This window comes from Rothia sp. P6271 (assembly GCF_048512995.1).
In the GTDB taxonomy this organism is placed as follows: Bacteria; Actinomycetota; Actinomycetes; order Actinomycetales; family Micrococcaceae; genus Rothia.
Map to the genome: position 1 here is coordinate 238,584 of NZ_JBLXXV010000002.1, position 20,490 is coordinate 259,073.

The 20,490-nt window shown below is 46.5% G+C and carries 16 protein-coding genes and 1 tRNA gene; 5 read left to right on the forward strand and 12 right to left on the reverse strand.

Features of this window, described 5'->3' with window-relative positions; translation table 11 throughout:
* Window positions 1-2 precede the first annotated feature (2 nt).
* The 4 genes from dop to ACN08X_RS03470 form a co-directional block, all read right to left on the reverse strand.
* Complete coding sequence (dop, locus tag ACN08X_RS03455) at window positions 3-1,598, reverse strand: depupylase/deamidase Dop (RefSeq protein WP_419107894.1); 1,596 nt, start codon at window positions 1,596-1,598, stop codon at window positions 3-5.
* A gap of 69 nt (window positions 1,599-1,667) precedes the next feature.
* Window positions 1,668-3,335 (reverse strand): proteasome ATPase, encoded by a 1,668-nt coding sequence (gene arc / locus ACN08X_RS03460; protein WP_419106046.1) that lies wholly within the window; start codon window positions 3,333-3,335, stop codon window positions 1,668-1,670.
* Between the two features lie 68 nt (window positions 3,336-3,403).
* Window positions 3,404-4,414, reverse strand: coding sequence for a tRNA (adenine-N1)-methyltransferase (locus ACN08X_RS03465; protein ID WP_419107895.1), 1,011 nt, complete (start codon window positions 4,412-4,414; stop codon window positions 3,404-3,406).
* Between the two features lie 138 nt (window positions 4,415-4,552).
* A complete protein-coding gene (locus ACN08X_RS03470) occupies window positions 4,553-5,683 on the reverse strand; it encodes a site-2 protease family protein (protein WP_419107896.1) in 1,131 nt (376 codons plus the stop codon).
* Between the two features lie 119 nt (window positions 5,684-5,802).
* On the opposite strand from ACN08X_RS03470, the gene ACN08X_RS03475 reads away from it, so the two are divergent.
* The gene (locus tag ACN08X_RS03475; protein WP_419107897.1) at window positions 5,803-6,666 is read left to right on the forward strand and encodes a proteasome assembly chaperone family protein; all 864 of its coding nucleotides are present in this window, start codon (window positions 5,803-5,805) and stop codon (window positions 6,664-6,666) included.
* 10 nt (window positions 6,667-6,676) lie between these two features.
* Here ACN08X_RS03475 and mshC read toward each other — a convergent pair whose 3' ends face one another.
* From mshC to ACN08X_RS03495, 4 genes are all read right to left on the reverse strand, one after another.
* Window positions 6,677-7,975, reverse strand: a complete 1,299-nt coding sequence (gene mshC, locus ACN08X_RS03480) for a cysteine--1-D-myo-inosityl 2-amino-2-deoxy-alpha-D-glucopyranoside ligase (protein ID WP_419107898.1) — start codon at window positions 7,973-7,975, stop codon at window positions 6,677-6,679.
* Window positions 7,976-8,103: 128 nt separating this feature from the next.
* The gene (locus ACN08X_RS03485) at window positions 8,104-8,940 is read right to left on the reverse strand and encodes an undecaprenyl-diphosphate phosphatase (protein ID WP_419101735.1); all 837 of its coding nucleotides are present in this window, start codon (window positions 8,938-8,940) and stop codon (window positions 8,104-8,106) included.
* Between the two features lie 90 nt (window positions 8,941-9,030).
* On the reverse strand, window positions 9,031-9,294 hold the full coding sequence (locus tag ACN08X_RS03490; protein ID WP_419101736.1) for a hypothetical protein: 264 nt from the start codon (window positions 9,292-9,294) through the stop codon (window positions 9,031-9,033).
* A 179-nt stretch (window positions 9,295-9,473) separates the two neighbouring features.
* Complete coding sequence (locus tag ACN08X_RS03495; RefSeq protein WP_419107899.1) at window positions 9,474-10,436, reverse strand: L-lactate dehydrogenase; 963 nt, start codon at window positions 10,434-10,436, stop codon at window positions 9,474-9,476.
* A gap of 523 nt (window positions 10,437-10,959) precedes the next feature.
* Here ACN08X_RS03495 and ACN08X_RS03500 point away from each other — a divergent pair.
* Both ACN08X_RS03500 and ACN08X_RS03505 read left to right on the forward strand, forming a co-directional pair.
* Window positions 10,960-12,585: an L-lactate permease gene (locus ACN08X_RS03500; RefSeq protein WP_419107900.1), complete on the forward strand. Its 1,626-nt coding sequence runs from the start codon at window positions 10,960-10,962 to the stop codon at window positions 12,583-12,585.
* Between the two features lie 151 nt (window positions 12,586-12,736).
* Window positions 12,737-13,225, forward strand: a complete 489-nt coding sequence (locus ACN08X_RS03505) for a hypothetical protein (RefSeq protein ID WP_419107901.1) — start codon at window positions 12,737-12,739, stop codon at window positions 13,223-13,225.
* Between the two features lie 126 nt (window positions 13,226-13,351).
* On the opposite strand, the gene ACN08X_RS03510 is transcribed toward ACN08X_RS03505, so the two are convergent.
* Window positions 13,352-13,437, reverse strand: a tRNA-Leu gene (locus ACN08X_RS03510).
* A 242-nt stretch (window positions 13,438-13,679) separates the two neighbouring features.
* Between ACN08X_RS03510 and pepN the strand changes: the two genes are divergently transcribed.
* A complete protein-coding gene (gene pepN / locus ACN08X_RS03515; RefSeq protein WP_419107934.1) occupies window positions 13,680-16,331 on the forward strand; it encodes an aminopeptidase N in 2,652 nt (883 codons plus the stop codon).
* Between the two features lie 113 nt (window positions 16,332-16,444).
* Window positions 16,445-17,620 (forward strand): hypothetical protein, encoded by a 1,176-nt coding sequence (locus ACN08X_RS03520; RefSeq protein ID WP_419101740.1) that lies wholly within the window; start codon window positions 16,445-16,447, stop codon window positions 17,618-17,620.
* A gap of 159 nt (window positions 17,621-17,779) precedes the next feature.
* Here the strand turns inward: ACN08X_RS03520 and ACN08X_RS03525 are convergent, their stop codons facing one another.
* The 3 genes from ACN08X_RS03525 to ACN08X_RS03535 all read right to left on the reverse strand — a co-directional run bounded on the left by ACN08X_RS03525 (window position 17,780) and on the right by ACN08X_RS03535 (window position 20,455).
* Window positions 17,780-19,024 (reverse strand): LCP family protein, encoded by a 1,245-nt coding sequence (locus ACN08X_RS03525; protein ID WP_419101741.1) that lies wholly within the window; start codon window positions 19,022-19,024, stop codon window positions 17,780-17,782.
* Window positions 19,025-19,181: 157 nt separating this feature from the next.
* Window positions 19,182-19,439 carry a type B 50S ribosomal protein L31 gene (locus ACN08X_RS03530; RefSeq protein ID WP_419101742.1) on the reverse strand — a complete coding sequence of 86 codons (258 nt, stop codon included), beginning with the start codon at window positions 19,437-19,439 and terminating at the stop codon, window positions 19,182-19,184.
* A gap of 140 nt (window positions 19,440-19,579) precedes the next feature.
* The gene (locus tag ACN08X_RS03535) at window positions 19,580-20,455 is read right to left on the reverse strand and encodes a TrmH family RNA methyltransferase (RefSeq protein WP_419107902.1); all 876 of its coding nucleotides are present in this window, start codon (window positions 20,453-20,455) and stop codon (window positions 19,580-19,582) included.
* Window positions 20,456-20,490: the final 35 nt, after the last annotated feature.

The following is a 20,490-nucleotide window of genomic DNA, read 5'->3' on the forward strand; positions in this document are numbered from 1 at the left end:
TGTTATTCTCCTTCGTGGTTAAGTTGGTCAATTAGGGTACTCGCATTATCGACGTTTAGTAGATGTTCGATACTCTTTTTAGTGTATGCCTTAGGTTCATCTAATCTCAACCGGTGAACAACAGTATCCCAGGGGCTTCTTGCTACTATGGTGTCCCAGTTGGCGCTGAGTATTTCTTCTGGCCATCGACGAATCATCGTGCCTCGTAGATAGGCGCGGGTGTCTTCTGGTGGGTAGTGGCTGGCAAAAGCAATCTGTTCTGGTGTAAATAGCGTTTTCATTCTGCCTAGCTGAACAAGCTTATAGTACAAGCCTTTATGTGGGCGGATATCTGCGTATTGAAGATCGATAGCTTGTAATTTGGGGTTATCCCAGTTAACACCTTTTTGAACATATTGATGTATGAGCTGGTATTTTGCGACCCAATCGAGAGTGTCAGCTAAAGCGAATAGGTCAGTTTCTAAGAGAGTGAGGGTTTTCTCCCAGAGATCTAAGATTTCTTGTGTGTGCGAATCTGGGTTTTGTTCATATTTTTGTGCAGCTTCAAGATACAGTCGTTGAATCTCTATAGCTGTTAGGGATCTGCCGTTCGTTAACGGTAATTGCTGTTTCAAGGTTAGGTCGTGGCTGACGGTGTGCATGGCTTTAACGGAGTCAGCTAATGCTATTTGAGGGGCTTGATGATTCTCAATCAAGTTCAATACTAAAGAAGTAGTACCAAATTTGAGAAGGTTCGAATAATGAGAGAGGTTTGCATCTCCGATAATGACGTGTAAACGTCGATATTTATCCGAATCTGCGTGTGGTTCGTCGCGAGTGTTAATCATTGGACGACGAATCGTTGTTTCTAAGCCGATAGTCCGTTCGAAGAAGTCGGCTCGTTGCGAAATCTGATAGCCAGGTTTTTCAGAAGCTGTGCCGATGCCAACACGTCCAGCACCAGTCATAATCTGTCGTGTTGCAAAGAACGGTAAGAGCGCTTCAGAGAGTTCATCAAAGTCTATTTTTCGTTGAATCAGATAGTTTTCATGCGAACCATAGGATTGACCTTTGGAATCAGTATTGTTTTTATAGAGTTGCAGGTTAGGTAGTTTTGTCTCTTCTGCTGTTTCTTCAAGAGTTTGAATGGTTCGTGCTGCAAGATAATCTCCAGCAGCATCCCATAGTACGGCGTCCCGTGGTGAAGAAGTTTCCGGTGATGAATACTCGGGGTGTGCGTGGTCAACGTAGAGGCGTGCACCGTTTGGCAAGATAGCGTTCATGGTAACGGCATCAGGGTCAAGGCGTTCTGCATACGCACCTGACTCTAACAATGCTTCTGCAGCAATATCTTCGCTGGTGAGTACCGCACTTTGGTGGGTGAGCTGGCTGGGATGAGCGGATTGTTCTTCTTGGGTGTGTCCGTAGGCGTCTTGTAGGGGTGTTTCAGAGTCGTATTCCCATATTGTTGAACTATTTTGTGCAGAAAGTTCTCGGCGGAATAGTTTGTTATAGGTATCAACCACTTCGGCAGAAAGCATCGTCGGGTTGGCGTGAGGGTGGGTAGGGGCAATAATCCCGTATTCGGTTTCTGCTCCGATAATGCGCTGTACGCTCACAATATGCTCCTTTGAGACGATGCTTGAGGTAACGCTCTACCTGTTTTTTTCGGCTGAGCGTAGCTTTGGTTAGTATGCAGGTTCGACGGAGACAATGTTCTCTCGAATATGGCGTTGAGCTAATACTTGTTCAATCTCTGACAACGGGGGTATCTCCCGGTGCCCACCAAATTCTGCAGCAATGGCTCGGTTGATATGTTCTTGTGTTATGCCGCGGGTACCATCTCGTAGTTCATCTTTAATAGCATAGTTTTTTGCGGTATCAACGATATTTCGGATGACTGCCCCCGAAAGAAAATCTCCTCGTTTAAGCCAAAGTGTTTGGCCGTTGTCTAACGTGATGTGTAGATACCTGTTATGTGCAGAGTCTTCAAAAAGCTGGTTTAGCGCGCCGTTAATAAGGTGTTGCACTGTTTCGCTAGCATTTTGTGCGCCTTGTTGGTCAGTCGCTCCAAGAGGAAGGTCCTCTGTAATATAGAGGCTAAAAATTTCTCGGGCACCGTGAATGTCGGGACGATCAATTCTTATTTTAATGTCAAGGCGTCCAGGTCGTAGCACTGCGGGGTCAATCATGTCCTCACGATTGGTTGCTCCGATGACAATCACGTTATCGAGCCGTTCAACACCGTCAATTTCAGTCAATAATTGTGGGACAATTGTTGTCTCGACATCAGAGGAACGACCGGTGCCACGTGTTCTAAAGAGTGATTCCATCTCGTCGAAGAAGACGACAACGGGGTTTCCTTCTTCTGCTTTTTCACGGGCAGCGGTGAAAATATCACGGATTTGTCGTTCCGTTTCGCCAACGTATTTGTCAAGAAGTTCGGGGCCTTTGATATTGAGAAAGTACCCAGTTTTCGCTTCCTTAGGGTGCACGCTTGCTGCCCTTTTTGCAAGAGAATTTGCAACGGCTTTAGCAATCAAGGTCTTTCCATTACCGGGAGGACCATACAGCAAGATACCGTGTGGTGGTGATAGCTGGTATTGGCGGAAAACATCAGGGTACAAGAAAGGAAGCTCAACAGCATCTTTAATCTGTTCGATTTGGGTATTTAGACCACCAATATGCTCGTAGGTGATGTCAGGAACCTCTTCAAGAACGAGTTGTTGCGCTTCTAAGCGAGGAACTCGTCCAAGCACCATCCCAATACGTGAATCGTAGGTGAGGTTATCCCCCGCTGAAAGTTCTTGTGTCTGTATCGCGCCGCTGACTCGGGCAACAGTCTTTGTTTGTTGTCCAAGGTCAATGAGCACACGCTCATTATCGAGAACCTCACGTAAAGTAACAACTTCACCATAGTTTTCGTAGCCGAGACTGATGACTGCTTGAGTCTGGTCATTGAGCAGGACTGTCATACCTGGGGCAAGCGTTGTAATGTCTAATAATGGTGAGCAGGTGATGCGCACTCGCCGCCCAGAAAGCATGACATCAACGTATTCTTCTGCTTCTGCCGGTGTAACGCCCTGTGCAAGGTCGTCGTATGTCATCCGCCCTAAGCTGACGGCTAAAACGATAGCAGAGTTCAAAGGTGGGGAGACTTCTTGGGAGAGGCTCAAACGTAACCGTTCGATTTCAGCTTTAGTTTTACCAAGCGCGAAAACAAGTTTTTGGTTTCGTTCTCCGGCTTCTCGAAGCTGTCGGTCAAGGTTACGCCGGCTGTCTGTTGACACACTGAGCTGACGTAGCACTCTCTCGTAGTCTTGGGATGAAACAGTTTTGTTCGTTGAGTCAGTCATGATTCGTACCAGATTCTGCGGATAGGTCTCTAACGATAGATGAGGGTGCGCCCCCTATCGAATCAGGTTTATGGTGTATGGGTTGTTGATTGTGCAGATTTTTCAGCAAGATTTTGTGCGTCTCGTGCTGCCCTGCGTAATTTTCGGTCAGAAACGTTGCGCTCGCCTAGAGCTGCAGGAGTCCATGCGTTAAGGTCTTCTTCTGAGAAATCTGTTTTTGAAGCGCGACGTTTCGGAGCAAGTCGTTCTGCGCCGTCAGCAAGGCGACGAGCGGTGATGAGGAACCCAGTATGTGCCACCATACGGTGGTCGGGGCGAACAGCCAGACCTTCAACGTGCCAACCGCGAACCATAGTCTCATGCGATTCAGGCTCAGTAAATCGGCCGTCTGCACGGAGAGCTTCAGCAACTCGAGAAAGCTGCGTTACGGTTGCTACGTAGCAGATGATAACGCCGCCTGGTGTTAGTGCTTGTGCTACTGCGTCAAGGCATTCCCAAGGAGCTAACATATCAAGAACAGCGCGATCTACGCTTCCAGGTTCTTCAACGTCGCCGAGAGTTTCAGCAAGGTCTCCTAAAGTAATGTCCCACGCCGGATGCGGTCCACCAAACATGGTTTCGACGTTTCCTCGTGCGATTTCTGCAAATTCTTCTCGACGTTCAAAAGAGCGGAGGTGTCCGTAATCGCCGATAGCTCGTAGAAGGGCGATAGAAAGCGCACCAGAGCCTACGCCTGCTTCGATAACGCGAGCGCCAGGGAAGATGTCAGCCATAGTAACGATTTGTCCAGCATCTTTGGGGTACACTACGGCTGCCCCGCGGGGCATGGAGAGGACAAAATCTCGGTAGAGTGGTCGGAATGCTTGAATTTTTAGCCCCGAGGAGTTTTCGATAACGGTTCCTTCGGTTTTTCCGATGAGTTCTTCGTGGCTGAAGAAACCGTGATGAGAGTGGTATGCCCCGTTAGTTTCTAGGGTGATGGTAGTAATCTTTCCGCGTTCGTCGGTGAGCTGTACGCGTTCTCCGGGTCGGAAAGGTCCACGACGGTTGTTGCTTCCGGTGGGGGCATGATTGGTCATAGGGAGTTGTTCTCCTTGAGGTGTATAGGGCTCATGAGCTGCTGTTAGGTTAGTGTTCTTTATTTATTCTCTCAGATACTAGGCTGAGGTGTTGCATGTTGTTGTTCAATGAGGCTGACCTAACATTTAGCGGTGTTTTTAGATGAAGTCTTGATAGAACAAGATTCTTTGTTGTTTTTGTGGTGTTGTTGTCATCCACGCAATAGGTTGTTCGCTGGCATGTATGGGATCTGGTACCTGTTTTCGATGGTATTCGTAAAAGTATTCGCGTAAGTCTAGGTGTAAGGCTGTATAGGGTATGTATTCGGGTGCGCTCGGATGTGAGATGGTTTTGAGGGGCTTGTTGAGAAGGTTTTGAAGTAGTTGGTCGTCGTTGGGGCCGGTGCGTTCGATGGAGGTGAGGACTGCGGGGTCTACCCAGTAGATGGTGTCGTGTTTTTGGTAGATGGGTACATCATGGTGGTTCCAGGTGCTGAGGAACTCTTGAATAGGTGTTTCTGGTGAAATGCGGATGGTTTTTCGTGACAGTTTTGCTGCGCTGATGGGGTAGTTTCTACTTTTTTGAGTCACGATGCGTTGTAGTGCTGGGTATGAATTTTTCCAAAGGGTGATGCTTAAGAATGCTGTCACCAGCAGATATATGGGTGAGGTGATATTTTCTGAGGTCACCAGGAAGAGTATGACTAACGGTAAAAGAAGTAATCCGATGAGGGCGGTGTAGAAAATTCCAGTGGATCGTTTTTTACTGGTAAGAGTGATGAACGCTTCTAGAGCGTGTGCTCCGTCGAGTGGGTATACAGGAATGAGGTTGAAAAGAGCGATGAGGAGGTTAATATGGCTCGCTAGTAGTATTCCTAGGCTGATGTTGTGCTCTGTTATGAGGGGTTCTAGTATTCCAAGGAGTAGGGCGTACAGGATATTGATAGTTGGTCCGGCAAGGGATATGAGGATGGAGCTAAGAGGGCGGCCTTGGTCGCTTCTTGTGATTCCACCCCATAGGGTCATTGAGATGTAGTGAACTTTAAGGTTGAAAAGGTGTGCGGTAAGAGCATGTGCTAATTCGTGGATAAGCACCCCGAGGGCGATAAGTAGCGCCAGTATTGTAGAAGTAGTTAGTGCTGCAGTCCAGTTTGTGATGTAGGTTGTTTTTTGGGTGAGGTAAGTGGCGTATCCAAAGATGGTTATTGCCATGAAGATAAACCATGATATTCGAAGATAGATGGGGATACCGAAGAGTGTTGCGATGTTGAGCTCTGAAGGTCTTCTCAAGGTGTTTGTCCTCGTCCTCATGGTGGTGTGCTAGGCCTTTTCTCACTCTAGTGTATGCGGTGATATCTCACGTGGCGTTGGTGTGAGTCGTGGAAGATAATGGGCGTAGAATGTTGTTTGTGTCTACTGCCAAAAAATTTCCTCATAATATTTATTCTCTTTCGGAAGCTGATCAGCAGCCATGCACGGTGATGTTATGTGCTTTTGAGGGCTGGAATGATGCAGGTTCTGCGGCGACAGAGGTTATTGACTATTTGATGCGAGTTTTTCCGGCAGAGCCTATTGCTGGATTTAATACAGAATCTTTTTATAGTTTTACGGAGTCGCGTCCTCATCTGGAGTCTTCTGCTGATGGTACTGGAAAAATTATTTGGCCAGAGCTTCGTTGTGTGGCGTTGCAGGTTCGTGAAAATCTTCAGTTGTTAGTGGTTTCTGGGCCTGAACCGAATGTTCAGTGGCGTAGTTTTGCAACGGCGTTATTGCAGTATGCGCAACAACTTTCTGTTGATCATTTGTTGTTCTTGGGCAGTCTTTTGGAAGAGATTCCCCATACTCGCCCTTTTCCTGTTTCAGTGAGTAGTTATACTTCTAAGTTGCGAGCCTTTGAAGGTGTGCAGGTGCAGTCTTATTCTGGTCCGACGGGGATTGTTGGTGTTCTTGCGTTGATGGCGGAGGATTACCCTATGACTGATGTTAGCTGTTGGGTGTCTATCCCTCATTATGCGGGTTTGCCGCCTCATCCTAAGGCGACTTTTGCGCTTTTACAGACGGTGGAATCTATTTTAGATATTCAGGTTCCGCACGGTCGTATTCTTCAGGAGGTACAGGCGTGGGAAGACGGTGCAGAGGCGTTATTGGAGGAAGACCCAGAGCTCGCTGCTTATGTGCGCGAGTTAGAGTCGCAGTCGGAGAATCTTGTGCAGTTCAGTGGCGAAGATATTGCTGCTGAATTAGAGCAATATCTTCGCCGTCGTGAGGAGTAAAAACAAGTATTTAGCAGGAGATACCTAAACGTGCTTCAAGTAAGTCACGCACGAGTTTTCCTCCTTTACCGCCGTTGTGGCAGATGTGGTGTGCCCATTGATCAATTCGTTCAAGGGCTTCTGGAGTGTTCAGGTCGTCTGCTAGCAGTGCTCTAACATCTTGTACGAGTGTTTGGGCTTCTTCGTCAGTCTCTTCAGATAACGCGCAGCTGAGGGCTTGTTGGTAGAGCTTATAACGTTGTTGTGCCTTTTCGAGGAGGTCTTCAGTCCAGAACCAGTCGCTACGATAATGGTTACTCATAATAGCAAGGCGGATAACGTTAGGGTTAGTGCCTTCTTTTCTGAGGGTAGAGACGAGTACGAGATTTCCAAGGGATTTACTCATTTTTTCACCGTCTAGTCCGACCATTCCGGTGTGCACATAGTGGTGAGCCATGGGTTTATCGTTCAGGGTGTAAGCGTGTCCTGCTCCCATATCGTGGTGTGGGAATTGGAGGTCAGATCCGCCGCCTTGAACGGTAAAAGGGGAAGGGAGGAATTTTTGTGCGATGGTGGTACATTCAATATGCCATCCGGGGCGTCCTTTCCCTAAAGTGGCACTGTCCCATGCTGGTTCGCCTTCGCGGTGAACACGCCACAGTAGAGGATCTAATTCGTCTCGTTTCCCTGGGCGTTGAGGGTCTCCACCGCGTTCTCCAAAAATGTTGAGCATTTGTTCTCTCGTGAGCCCGCTAATATCTCCGAGTTTCCAGTGTTCGGGGTCTGCTGGTGCGTAGTGTTCTGCTGCTTTTATATCGAAGTAAATGTCACCGTCAGGGTGAGTTGTTCCGTTTTCTTCGGTGTATCCGGGGACGGTGTAGGCAAGGTTTTTTGCAAGCAGTTCTGTAACAGCTTCAATGACCCAAGGAATAGATTCCACAGCACCGATATAGTGTGTGGGTGCAATAACGTTCAGTGCTTGCATATCGCTTCTGAACAGTTCAATTTGTTCTTGTGCGAGGTCTTCCCAGTTCACTCCGGTGGCTTCAGCTCTTTCTAGTAGTGGGTCGTCAACGTCGGTGACGTTTTGGACGTATGTTACTGGAATTTTTGCATCGAGCCACGCGCGGTGTAGCACGTCAAAGGCAACGTAGGTAGAAGCGTGTCCCATATGGGTTGCATCGTAGGGGGTAATGCCGCAGACGTATAAGCTTGCGGTATTCTGAGGAGTTTTGGTGAGGGTTTTTTCTCCCTTTGAGCTGTCAAAGATAGTAGGTTGTGGAGCTTGTCCAGGTAGTGTCGGAACCGATGCATATTCCCACGCTCTCATCAGATGTCCTTTCGTTGTGTGTTGTAGTTCAAAGAATACCCGCTTACCTCTGAATGAGGTAAGCGGGTACAGTCTTTCGTGATATTTCACGCAATATTATGGTTGAGAAAGTAGTCTCTCATCAGTGTTTAGGCATGCGCTGATAGTACGCCGAAGCCTAAAAGGACATATAGTGTTACACCGATGACGATACGGTACCAGACAAAGATGGTGTAACTGTTATGTGATACGTATTTGAGGAACCATCCAATAATGAGGTATCCGACCACAAATGCAACCAATGTTGCTACCATCGTTGAGCCAAAACCGTAGTATCCGTTGAAGCCTTCCGAAAGGCTACCGTAGAGCTTGTATAGGCCTGAAGCGAATACAGCCGGAATAGCTAAAAGGAACGAGTATCGAGCAGCTGCTTCGCGTGTGTACCCCATCAATAGGCCGGCAGTAATAGTTCCGCCAGAACGTGAGACGCCAGGAATTAAAGCGAGTGCTTGAGCGAAACCATAGATGATACCGTGTTTGACGTTAAGCTTGTCGAGGGTTCGTTGTTCTTTACCGACGCGGTCTGCGATAGCGATAAATACTCCAAAAACGATGAGCATTGTGGCGGTAATCCATAGTGACCTGAAGGTTGTGTCAATATACTTTTCGAGACCTAAACCTAGCAGCGCAATAGGAAGTGAGCCGATAATAATAAACCAACCCATCCGTGCATCTGGGTCTTTTTTGTCGACTGTTCCACGTAAAGAACCAAACCATTTGCTGATAATGCGTACGATGTCGCGCCAAAAGAATACTAGTACCGCAGATTCTGTGCCTAATTGTGTAATAGCAGTAAAGGCTGCACCGGGATCAGAAGTATTTGGTAAAAGCTGGCTGACAAATCTAATATGACCGGATGAAGAAACCGGTAGAAACTCTGTAAGACCTTGAACTAAGCCAAGGATTATTGCTTGAATCCATTCCACTTAACAGACTCTAGCGCTTTAAATTCGAGACAGCGACCCTATAGGGTTGCTGTCTCGAATTTAACAGTATTTTATAAGTTGAAAGAAAAATTAGTTTTCTTCTTCATAGTCAATGTCTTCGTCATCAAAATCTTCATAGTCATCATCGTCATCTTCGATATATACCTCAAGGGGTGTTACTTCCTCATATGTATCAAAGAGGACTTCTTCATAACGCTCAAAAGCATTAGCAATGGCCACATAGGCGTTATCGATTGCAGGGTCATGTTCACCGCGTCGGTTAATGATAGCGGTAAGATGCTCTTCAAGAGCATTGGTAAAAACTGACAGTGCAGCGCGAGGGTCGTTACTCATATATAGAACGTTATCGTGAAATGTAGCTACACGGTACTATTTAGGAAGAAAAGTTCTAAGAACGTGAGATATCGTACTCAAATAAGCAAAAATAACCTACCGGTAACAATGTATCGGATTTTTAAAAGTAAACGGTGGTAGAGCTAAGTTGTTCTACCACCGTCTATTTTTGATGATGTTTAGTACCCCAAAGAAGCGAGGGAAGCGCTAATGGCGTCAGCAGAATTCTTGAGTTTTTGCAGTTCCTCATCGTTAAGAGGCATTTCGAGAACTCGCTCTACGCCGTTATAGGAAAGTACCGACGGTAACGAAACGGCAGCTTCACTGTGGATGCCGTAATATCCTTTCAGCTGGGTCGCAACAGGCAGAACCGCTTGCTCCCCTTGCAAAATGGCTTCAGCAATACGAGCAGCTGAGATGCCGATAGCGTAGTTAGTGGAACCTTTACCTTCAATAACGCGATATGCAGCCTTCATAGCTTCTTCTCCAAGGGCCGCTTTAACCTCGTCCGTGAAGACGCGCTCGCCGTGTGTTGTCCATTCGTCGAGGGGCACGAAGCCAATATTGGCACTTGACCATACGGGAAATTCCGAGTCGCCGTGCTCGCCAATAATATTGACGTGAACAGATTTGATAGCCACACCAGCTTTGTTGGCGATAAGCCAACGTAGGCGAGAAGAATCTAGTGTGGTTCCGGAAGCAAAGCAACGGTTGGTGGGAAGTCCAGTAATTTTTTGTGCGACAATAGCTAGAACGTCACAGGGGTTTGTGACAATCATGAGCATTGTTTCGGGTGCTACTTCCATGACTTTAGGAAGCATTGCTTCAAAGATTTTTACATTAGCTTCAGCTAGTTCTAGGCGTGGTTGCCCTGGTTTTTGTCGTGCTCCTGCTGTGACAATGATGAGGTCGCAGTCTCGTAGTACTTCGATATCATCTCCACCGTAGACAATTGCTTCGGAGGCGAACATGCTTCCGTGAGCAATATCGAGCCCTTCGGCGGTGGCTCGTTCTCCGGCAATGTCGTAGATGGCGATTTCATCTGCAGTGCCACGCAATGTTGCCGCATAAGCGACGGCGGATCCTACTCCGCCTGCACCAATAACGCCAAGCTTGGTTCTCTTATGTGAGTGTGAAGCCATGATGGCTTTCCTTTCAATTTTGTTAGCTGGGACATGGCATAACAAGTATGGCACGAAAACATGAGGGTTTATGTTGGATTTTTGGGTTTTCGTTTGATAATTAGCGGGTAAATAGTTGATAATCGCTCCAAAAACCCGCTAAAAAACAACGCTTAAAGGTTACTTTTTGGCATTGGTCACATTTTCTATCATGAAAAAAATATTACAAAACCCTTAGTAAGTATGACAGGATCACCATATCTAGCATTGTGAACGATTGTTACTCGGCACTATTTGTACCATTCGTCACAATATTCTCCTTAGAGTCTAAGACACTAATAGTCAAAACTGGTGCAGAAAATCAACTAAAACCAATCAAAACAACAATTTTATGGTGGACTCAACCACCGAAAACATCCAAACATTTCACTAGTGAAAGATAAAACAACAGTGATAACTTCAAATATGGCATCTAACCACACACCATATATTCCCTTTCACAACACATAAAGATGCCCCTTGCTTCACCCGAAAGGAACGCCGCATGTGGCAACAGATTTATGACCCGCTCAGCTCAAGTGCGCTCTCAGCCGTTATCGCAGCACTACCAATTATCATCTTTCTTCTGGGACTAACGGTCTTCAAACTCACTGGTATCAAAGCAGCAAGTATTTCTCTAGCCAGCGCCTTAATCATCGCTGTCGCTGTCTTCCATATGCCGTGGACAGCGTCCTTATCTGCACTAACATATGGTGCGCTCGGTGGACTATGGCCTATTGGGTGGATTGTTCTCATGGCGGTCTGGCTCTACCGCATTGCAGTCAGAGCTGGAAACTTCAAAATTATTCAAGATTCTATCTCTGCCGTATCAGCTGACCAACGTATCCAAGTCCTCCTCATCGCATTCTGTTTTGGAGGGTTTCTTGAAGGTGCCGCAGGCTTTGGTATCCCCATCGCAATCTGCGCTGCACTTCTCGTAACATTAGGATTCGATGCTATTAAAGCTTCTGTCTATGCTCTTATTTCAAATGCTGCTTACGGAGCATATGGAGCAATTGGTATTCCTGTTATCGTTGGAGCAAAACAGGGATCCGTCGAGCTATCTGCATTAAGTGTCGAAATGATTCTCACGATTCAGCTCACGACCGCACTTATTCCGCTCATTCTCGTCTTTGTTCAAGACGGAATTCGAGCAGTCAAAGAAACTGGGCTCATTGCACTCATTATCGGTTTTGTGGTCTCAGGGTTACAGGCACTTATGCTTTGGACGCTAGGGCCAGAGCTAGCAGATATTATTCCGCCCCTTATTGGACTCGTAATCCTCGCTCTTGTGATGCGCCGTTGGCAACCTGCGCATATCTACCGAGAATCTGGGGCACCAGAAATTACATCAGAAAATGCCCCGACATTTACAGCTGTAGAAGTAGCAAAAGCATGGAGCCCTTTCTGCATTCTTTCAGGAATGATTCTGCTCTGGTCTACACCTTTTATGAAAGCTCTTTGGGCTGTCGGCGGACCATTAGACTTCACAACCATTAAGTTCTCTATGCCCTATCTGCACCAGAGTATTCTCCAAGTAGCCCCTATTGTTGCAGAACCTAAACCGATGTCGGCAATCTTTAGTTGGGGCATCCTTTCCGCTTCAGGAACTGCTATTTTTATTGCAGCGTTACTAACCATTGTTACCTCAAATATCACCATCGGCGCTGCTATCCAAGAGCTCCAAGGAACAGTTAAACAACTATGGAAGCCTATTGTGATGATTTGCCTCGTTATGGCGGTAGCAAATGTCATGAATTTTGGAGGCCTTAGCTCTTCTATCGCTCTAGCAGTTGCGGCAGCAGGATCTATTTTCCCGTTGCTCTCCCCTATTATTGGCTGGATTGGTGTATTCGTAACGGGATCTGTCGTTAATAACAACACCCTCTTTGCCGCGTTACAGGCAACCACTGCACAACAGATTGGAACAAGCCCTACCCTTCTCGTTGCGTCAAATACTACAGGTGGCGTGATGGCTAAAATTGTTTCCCCGCAATCCATTGCTATTGCAGCTGCCTCTGTAGGACTATCTGGTGAAGAGTCAAAGATTACTTCTGCAGCATTTAAATATAGTGTCGTGCTCTTAGCATGGACGTGCCTCTGGGTCTTCGCTCTATCGCTGGTAATCTAAAATTCCTTCATATCCAGAAAAACCCTGTTGGTACCTCACCTTGATGAGGCACCAACAGGGTTTTCTTTAATCTACAGTAATCAACTGTTTTTCTTTTTCTAACCTATTATCCTTATTAACTTAGGTAACCCTAAATAACATGTGAGGAAATATGAAACACCTGTCAGCATCTCTTGCTGTAATTCTTCTGACATGCAGCGTGTGTGCATGCAGCAGTTCTTCTCAAAAATCAGAGAGTCCCGACCAGTCAACCAACACAACAGTGAACAGCTCTAATGCAGCAACAAGGCAGAACACGAATACTCAAACCCCAAATTTGACGGGTACGTGGAGCCAGAGAAACCCCAAAACTGACGGCATATGGTTAGAAGCTCTTGTTCATGACAACACCATTAGTATTCATTGGGTTCATGAAGAAGATGGAGCGCGCACTTTGTATTGGGAAGGTAGCTTTGAGGCTCCTCAGGCAACAGGTGACTACACATGGGTATCGCAGACAGCAGTAGAGAAAGATGCAGAGTCTTCTCAAACCTCACGTGAACTGACAAAAACTTTCCGATATTCTCAAGATGGAACCTTGCATTACACTGTCACAACACCTGATGGTGACCAAGAAGAGGTAACAATGCAAAAACCCTAGACGGTAGTCAAACGAATATATCTTGAGCGGGTAACTGTTAGGGAAGGTTACCCCTCCCCTGATGTTTGTAGTGCTTTTAAATGCATTGAAGCCCCTACGGTAACCGTAGGGGCTTCAAATTTGTTGTGCGCGGAGGGGGACTTGAACCCCCACCCTCTAATACGAGGACTAGCACCTCAAGCTAGCGCGTCTGCCTATTCCGCCACCCGCGCAGGTGACATAGTGATGTTGACTTTTCGTAACATCTCTCGACAACAGGTAATAATCTACACGACCCGAAACGGGGTTGCAACTTGAAACAGCATTTTTTACAGCGACGCTCGTCACACACATGCTAACAGTAGCCATATTTACAGAAAAACGCCTAGTCAAGAACATATTTAAGAGAATAAATTTTTTTACTTCACCTAAAAACTCCTCATCGACCCCATCTATCCGATACATTAAAACTGTGATGAATGAAAACCTAACCCAAGAAGAAGCCAGCGCCAGAGCAGAACTACTCACCGTCGACAGCTACGACGTGCTCATCGACCTTACCTACGCCAAAGACACAACATTCGACTCCTACCCCGTAGTAACAACAGTCCGTTTCACAGCAACAGAAAACGCCGAAACATTTATCGACTACATCCACCACACCGTTGAAAGCGTTAAACTCAACGGAAAAACACTCAACATTAATGACTGTGTTGTAGGTTCACGCATTGTGCTCACCGAATTACGCGCAGAAAATATCCTCACCATTCATGGGCGCTCATTCTTCTCACGCTCGGGCGAAGGACTACATCGTTATCTCGACCCCAAAGACGGAAAAATCTACCTCTACACCCAATACGAACCAGCAGATTGCCGTAGAGTCTTCCCAAACTTTGAGCAGCCCGACCTCAAAGCAATCTTCAATTTCCGTATTACAGCCCCTAAAGACTGGGTCGTCTCATCAAACGCCCCACTCATAGAAGAAATACCAGACCCCACAAACGAAAACATCACTAAACGAGTCTTTGCACCCACCGAAAGAATCTCAACCTACATCACGACAATCCTCGCCGGTGAATACTTTGCAGCGTACGAACACTACAGCCCACGCACAAAAGTCTCAGACTCATCCTTTGAACTCGTAGCCTATTGTCGCCAATCGCTAAAAGAATATTTTGACTACGACAATATCTTTACCATCACCAAAGCTGGACTAGATTTCTTCCAGACGCTCTTTGACACCCCATACCCCTACCCCCAATACCAGCAAGCGTTCGTACCCGAGTACAACCTTGGGGCTATGGAAAACCCTGGGCTTGTTACTTTCACCGAATCCTACATTTTTGAATCTGGAGCAACAGAAGCTCAATATGAGGCACGAGCGAACGTCATCTGCCACGAGATGTCTCACATGTGGTTTGGGGACCTCGTCACCATGAAATGGTGGAATGACCTATGGCTCAAAGAATCATTTGCAGAATATATGGGCACTCTTGGCGCACATGAGGCGGCAGGCTTTAATAATGCTTGGGTCTCCTTCGCTAACCAACGTAAGGCGTGGGCATATACTCAAGACCAGCTTCCAACGACCCACCCCATTGTGGCAGATATCCAAAACCTTGAAGCTGCAAAACAAAACTTTGATGGAATCACGTACGCAAAAGGTTCCTCAGCACTCAAACAACTCGTTGCCTATGTCGGATTTGATACCTTCATCGCAGCATCACGTCTTTATTTTCAACGTTATGCAGGATTAAACACCACCCTCAACGATTTTCTTGAAGTACTCGATGAATGCTCCACCGAAGACGTTTACACATGGGCGCAAGCATGGTTACAGACGAGTGGGTTAAGCACCCTCATCGTGGAACGTCACTACACTCAGCAACAAGAGTTTAAATCACTAACGATTTCTCAGCTTCTACCAGAAGACGTCCCCACAGAACTTGGAAGGCCACACCATCTGCTCCTAGAAACATTCCAGCTTCAGGAGAATCAGCTTATCTCAACGAGCCTTATCGAATGTTCTATTCCAGCTGGCCCCGTTGAAGACATGGAATTGCCACTCAACGAGGAAGAAAGAACACACGTCGCGCAAGCAGAACTTTTGGTACTCAATAGTGGTGATTTGACGTATGCCAAAACTGTTATTAGCAAGGAAAACGGTCAAGAACTTGCACTATCACATGTACATACTATTGAGAATCCCCTTACACGCGGCATTATCTGGAGCAGCTTGTGGAATCAAGTCAGAGACGGATTCCTTGAAGTTGAAAAGTTTTTAACAGCAGTCGAAAAGACACTCGGCTCAGAACCGGTTTCTGTCATTCTGTCAAACCTCTTAGCTCAAACAAACCTTGCTATTTCAAGTTATGCGCAACCGGCTCTTCGAAAACAGCTATGGGATCAGTTCACAGATTCTCTTAAAACAGCCTTGTATCAGGCACCGGAGGGAAGTGACGAGCAGCTAATCATTACTCGCGCTTTCTTAGAAGCAAGCGCCCACAGTCTCAACGGAGAATCCCTAGTACGCCATATTGCTCGTTATGCTAGCTCTGAAGAATCCATCACGTCTACTGAAATTCCCGGGCTAGAGCTTAACTCCACTTTAGGGTGGAACGCGCTCATCGCTCTAAGCGTTCATGGGCTCACCACCGTAGAAGAGCTTCAACAGCAACAGCAGCAGTTACCCGGTTCCATTTCGGAACGCAGCTACGCTCAGGCTCAAGCTTCTTTACCGCATCAAGATTCTAAAATGGCAGCTTTTGAACGTGTTCTGACCCAAACTGATGTATCTAACGATATTCTCACAGCAACAGCACGCGGATTCCAGCAAGGAGGATACCGGTTATGCCCGTCATTGATTCAGCAGTACTTTGATGCTCTCAATGGTGTGTGGGAAAACCGTTCAATTGGCATGGCGACACGTACTGTTTCTGGGCTGTTCCCTCCAGCTAATCTCCAAGCAGATCAAGCAGTAGAGCAAAATCCTGTTATCGTAGGAGCCCAACAGTGGCTTGAACACAACGGTCAAGCGCCGGGAGCTTTACGTCGTTTGATTCTAGAGCATCTTGATCAAAGCAAACGTGCCCTCAAAGCACAGCAATTCAACGCAGAGTCTGTGTAAATACTCTCATCTGAAAAACTTGTTGCCGGTTTAGCGCTAAATTGTTAGTGCTAAACCGGCAATTCATGAGAAGCTATTAGGTGAGTAAAACTGTAGGATAAAGGAGCAACACTTTGACCGATTATGCACTGGGTGATCGTGGAACAGTTGAAGTCATTACTCATGACTTCTACGATGCCGAGATTCTTCAGGTCTTTGAAGAGCTCCAGATGGATCGTGAACGCGTATGGAATGGACAAGCTCGTCTAGTACCAGAACCGGATAACCCTTATGAACCGGGTAGCATCGCTGTTTACGTTGACGAACTTAAAATCGGTCGTTTGCATCCTCATGATTCTAAAACCTATTGGAATCCCATTACTCGCGTTATCGCTTCTGGGTATGATGCGGTAGCGCATTTACAGCTGTCTGCCGTTGCTCGAAGAAAATCTGGGCATAATATGATCGAAAGTTCCGGTATTCTTTCGTTGAGCGCACCGGGGTCTTTGTTCCCGCTCAATAATGCCCCCACGCAAGCAGCTCTCCTTCCTCAAGGCCCTTCTATGAAGGTTCTTGACGAGAAAAACCATGCAGAGTATCTTCATTCGATTCTTCCGCCTAGTGGTGAAGGACGCGTCATTCTCACGCTTGAAGCAAATCGTCTACGTCAAGGAGACGGTAGCTTTATTGATTCAGTAGAAGTATTCCACGACCGCAAAAAAGTAGGGCGCCTGAGCACTCAGATGTCTGAACAATTAGCGCCCGTGATTCGTTATGCTTTTGAAAAGAATAAGCTCACGAGTGCGTGGGGAACGATTCGTGGTAATTCCTTTGAGCTGTCGCTCACGGTACAGGCCGTTCGTGCAGAAGATTTACCAGCGGAATGGTACGAAGAACTACCTAATAACGTTCCAGAGCTCTTGAGCCCAGCTGATGAGTATGAAGTAACAACGGTCTATGTACCGACTCAAGGTGAAATTGACGCTCAAACTCCTCAACGGAAAAAGCGTTCTGGTTTTGTGAGCCCGTTCAGTTCTGCTCGTCATCATTCCGAAGAAGAATCCGTTGAAGAGTACGATACGTTTACCGAGTTAAATCCTAACCGACGGGTATCCATTTTGATGGGGGTTGTAGGTGCAGCAGTATTACTCTTTGGTGTGTTCCTCATTTTTTCTTATCCGATGCTTGGACTCATCAGTATTGTCTTAGGTTTTTCTCTAGCACTTCTTGCTCTATTTATGGGAAGAGCTCCTGAAGATCATGAAGAATACGAACATTATGAAGAAGATTTAGAAGAACACCACAAGTAGCATTTCTTATCCCATAAATTTTCGGGGTTCTTTCTCCATAGCCAGCGATGGAGAAAGAACCCCTTTTCTATGCTCAAAAGTTTTTAAACCTAAGGCGGGTACGAGATTCCTCGTACCCGCCTTACTCATAAATCGTCTATATCAAAGATTCACAAGATTTTAGTCTTCACCATAGACTGCAGTATATGACCCCATGGTATCAGAGCGTAATGCTTGCGAAAGTGCAGCTGTCGCATTGCTATCAAGAACCACAATAGACTGCCCATCAACAGACCAACCCGTTCCAGCATTAGGAAGAGTGAGCATATGCATCCGAGTACCGCCAGAGGAGATATAAGGTGCTCCCATGGAGAAGAGCGTAGATGCGTTTAGGCCACTATCTACGGTGACGTACGGTGCAATAGAATCAATCACGGAGCGAAGCTCTGTTGCGCTGGTGAAAGCTCCCTTAGAAGTAATTGTTTGGAGCAAACCGCGCATGAATGCACGCTGGTTACGTACACGTTGATAGTCACCATCGCTAAAAGCATAGCGCTGGCGAACAAAAGCAAGGGCTTGGTTACCGTTCATATGGTTAGGCCCTGCAGTAAAGCTATAAGAGTCAGCAGTAAAGTTGAAAGGAACCTGTACAGTTACACCCCCGAGAGCATCAGTAAGGCTCTTGAAGCCAGAGAAATCAATCTCAGCAACGTGGTCGATACGCACGCCGAGGAGCTGTTCGAGTGTTGCAATTTGTAACCCCACGCCACCATAGTTGAGTGCAGCGTTAATTTTTGCAGCACCATATCCGGGGATATTAACCCAAGTATCACGCATAATGGAAATCAGGTAAGGGTCAGCTCCCCCACCGGGAACGTGAAGAATCATGATGGTGTCAGCTCTCTGTCCGCTCACGTGGATTGATTCTGGAGTTCCAGCGCGAGAGTCGCTACCTAGGAGCAGAATATTTTTTGCTCCTGTTGCGGCTGGGCGAGGAGTTACGGCCCCACCTTCAACAGAGTCTGGGATACCATCGCCATCAGAATCTTGTTCGGTAACGTTATTGATACCCTGTGAATTAACGACTTTTCCTTTATCGTGTGAAGCACGAGTATCTGAGGTATCTGAATCCTTAGATTGCTCCTCCTGTTTACCGTCTTCAGATTCTGTTACTTTAGTCTGCGCAGCTTCATAGTTTTTCTTAAACTCTTTGAGGGTTTCTTCGTTGACAGCACCATCATCGCCGGGGAATACCTGTTCTTCACTAAACTTCTGAGTACCGTTATTCCATGCTGAGCTGATGGAAGCGACGTAGGAGCAGCCGGCAATGCCGAGAATCAGTAAAAGGGTGAGCAATACACCCAATGTGATTTTTCCTTTTTTGCTTTTTTTCTGTGGGGCTGTCTCCGGTGATGGTTCTGCCATATGTGTGTTCTCCTAAGGTTTGAGTGTTTCAGGTGCGATACGACGATGCGAAAAACAAAGTCGTTCACTCTCATTGTAGCTACCGAATATAGAAAAACACCCCACAACAGGTGACAAAAACCCGTGTGAGGTGTGATTCTGATTTCTCAATCTAAACTTATGCGGATTTACCGAAGTTCTTGAAACGTGCGTTGAATCGCTCAACACGACCAGCGGAGTCCATAATGCGCTGCTTGCCAGTGTAGAAGGGGTGGGATTCAGAGGAAATTTCAACCTCAACAACAGGGTATTCGTTGCCGTCTTCCCATTTCTCAGTCTTAGCAGAAGTCATGGTTGACTTGGTGAGGAAGCTCTTGCCAGATGCAAGGTCGCGGAAAATAACGGGATTGTAGTCTGGGTGAATTTCAGCCTTCATAATTATACTTTCTTTAGTGTCTCTGGATTTTGCCAGAAACTATGATGAGTCACTAAAACGAATGTTTTAGTAGTTTTACAACCAGCTAATAACGATATCACTTCTTACGAGAAGATGGCGTACCAACTCTAAGAAATACGTCACTTTTGATAACGTGTCTCCCAGAAAGCCACCGCGCTAGCAGCTGCAACGTTTAAAGAATCCACCTGAGCTGCCATCGGAATCATCACAGTATCTTGAGCTGCAGCCAAAGTTTTAGACGTCAACCCGTGACCTTCAGAACCAAATATGAGTGCAAGTTTCTCGTCATCACGTGCAGAAAGTTCCGAAAGAGACAGCGAATCTTGAGATAGGGCAAAAGCGGCGCTACGAAAACCTAACGTATGAAGGAGTTCAAGATCTTCAGGCCACGATTGAAGACGACCCCACGGAACTTGAAATACTGTTCCCATCGAAACACGGATAGAACGACGGTATAGTGGATCAGCGCATCGGGGAGTTACCAGAACCGCATCTACCGATAACGCGGCAGCTGAACGAAAGATAGCGCCAACATTCGTGTGGTCCACGATATCTTCTAAAATTGCAATACGATGAGCACCAGAAACCAAAGAATTGATACTCAACGGTTCAGGGCGACGTACCGCAGCAAGAGCGCCACGGTGCAAGTGAAAACCGACAATTCCTTCCAGTTCTTCTTCACTGCCAACGTAACATACCGTCTCAGGGTGCGAAAGAACTACATCTAAAAGATCGTCAGCCCATTTTTCGCTCATGACCATAGCTACAATAGGATGCCCAACAGCCACGGATCGGCGAATCACCTTTGATGATTCTGCAATATAAATGCCCCATTGAGGTTCTGCTAGTTTTCGTAAATGAACGTCAGTCAATGCATGAAAATATTCTTTGTGTCTGATGCTCATCTCACGAAGAGGAAGAACATTTGGGCAGGAGAAGACCCGCTGTTTTCGCTCATAAATATCTTGCTCAGAAAGCTGCTTTTTTCTACCCATTATTAAGAAGGTTCTTTCTTACCTAAAACACCATG

Bases quoted from the DNA above. Each gene is read 5' to 3' on its own strand.
- ACN08X_RS03495 (WP_419107899.1), bottom strand. From the start codon at position 10,436: ATGGCTTCACACTCACATAAGAGAACCAAGCTTGGCGTTATTGGTGCA.
- ACN08X_RS03465 (WP_419107895.1), bottom strand. From the start codon at position 4,414: ATGACCAATCATGCCCCCACCGGAAGCAACAACCGTCGTGGACCTTTC.
- ACN08X_RS03490 (WP_419101736.1), bottom strand. From the start codon at position 9,294: ATGAGTAACGACCCTCGCGCTGCACTGTCAGTTTTTACCAATGCTCTT.
- ACN08X_RS03530 (WP_419101742.1), bottom strand. From the start codon at position 19,439: ATGAAGGCTGAAATTCACCCAGACTACAATCCCGTTATTTTCCGCGAC.
- arc (WP_419106046.1), bottom strand. From the start codon at position 3,335: ATGACTGACTCAACGAACAAAACTGTTTCATCCCAAGACTACGAGAGA.
- mshC (WP_419107898.1), bottom strand. From the start codon at position 7,975: ATGAGAGCGTGGGAATATGCATCGGTTCCGACACTACCTGGACAAGCT.
- pepN (WP_419107934.1), top strand. From the start codon at position 13,680: ATGAATGAAAACCTAACCCAAGAAGAAGCCAGCGCCAGAGCAGAACTA.
- ACN08X_RS03535 (WP_419107902.1), bottom strand. From the start codon at position 20,455: ATGGGTAGAAAAAAGCAGCTTTCTGAGCAAGATATTTATGAGCGAAAA.
- ACN08X_RS03525 (WP_419101741.1), bottom strand. From the start codon at position 19,024: ATGGCAGAACCATCACCGGAGACAGCCCCACAGAAAAAAAGCAAAAAA.
- ACN08X_RS03500 (WP_419107900.1), top strand. From the start codon at position 10,960: ATGTGGCAACAGATTTATGACCCGCTCAGCTCAAGTGCGCTCTCAGCC.
- ACN08X_RS03505 (WP_419107901.1), top strand. From the start codon at position 12,737: ATGAAACACCTGTCAGCATCTCTTGCTGTAATTCTTCTGACATGCAGC.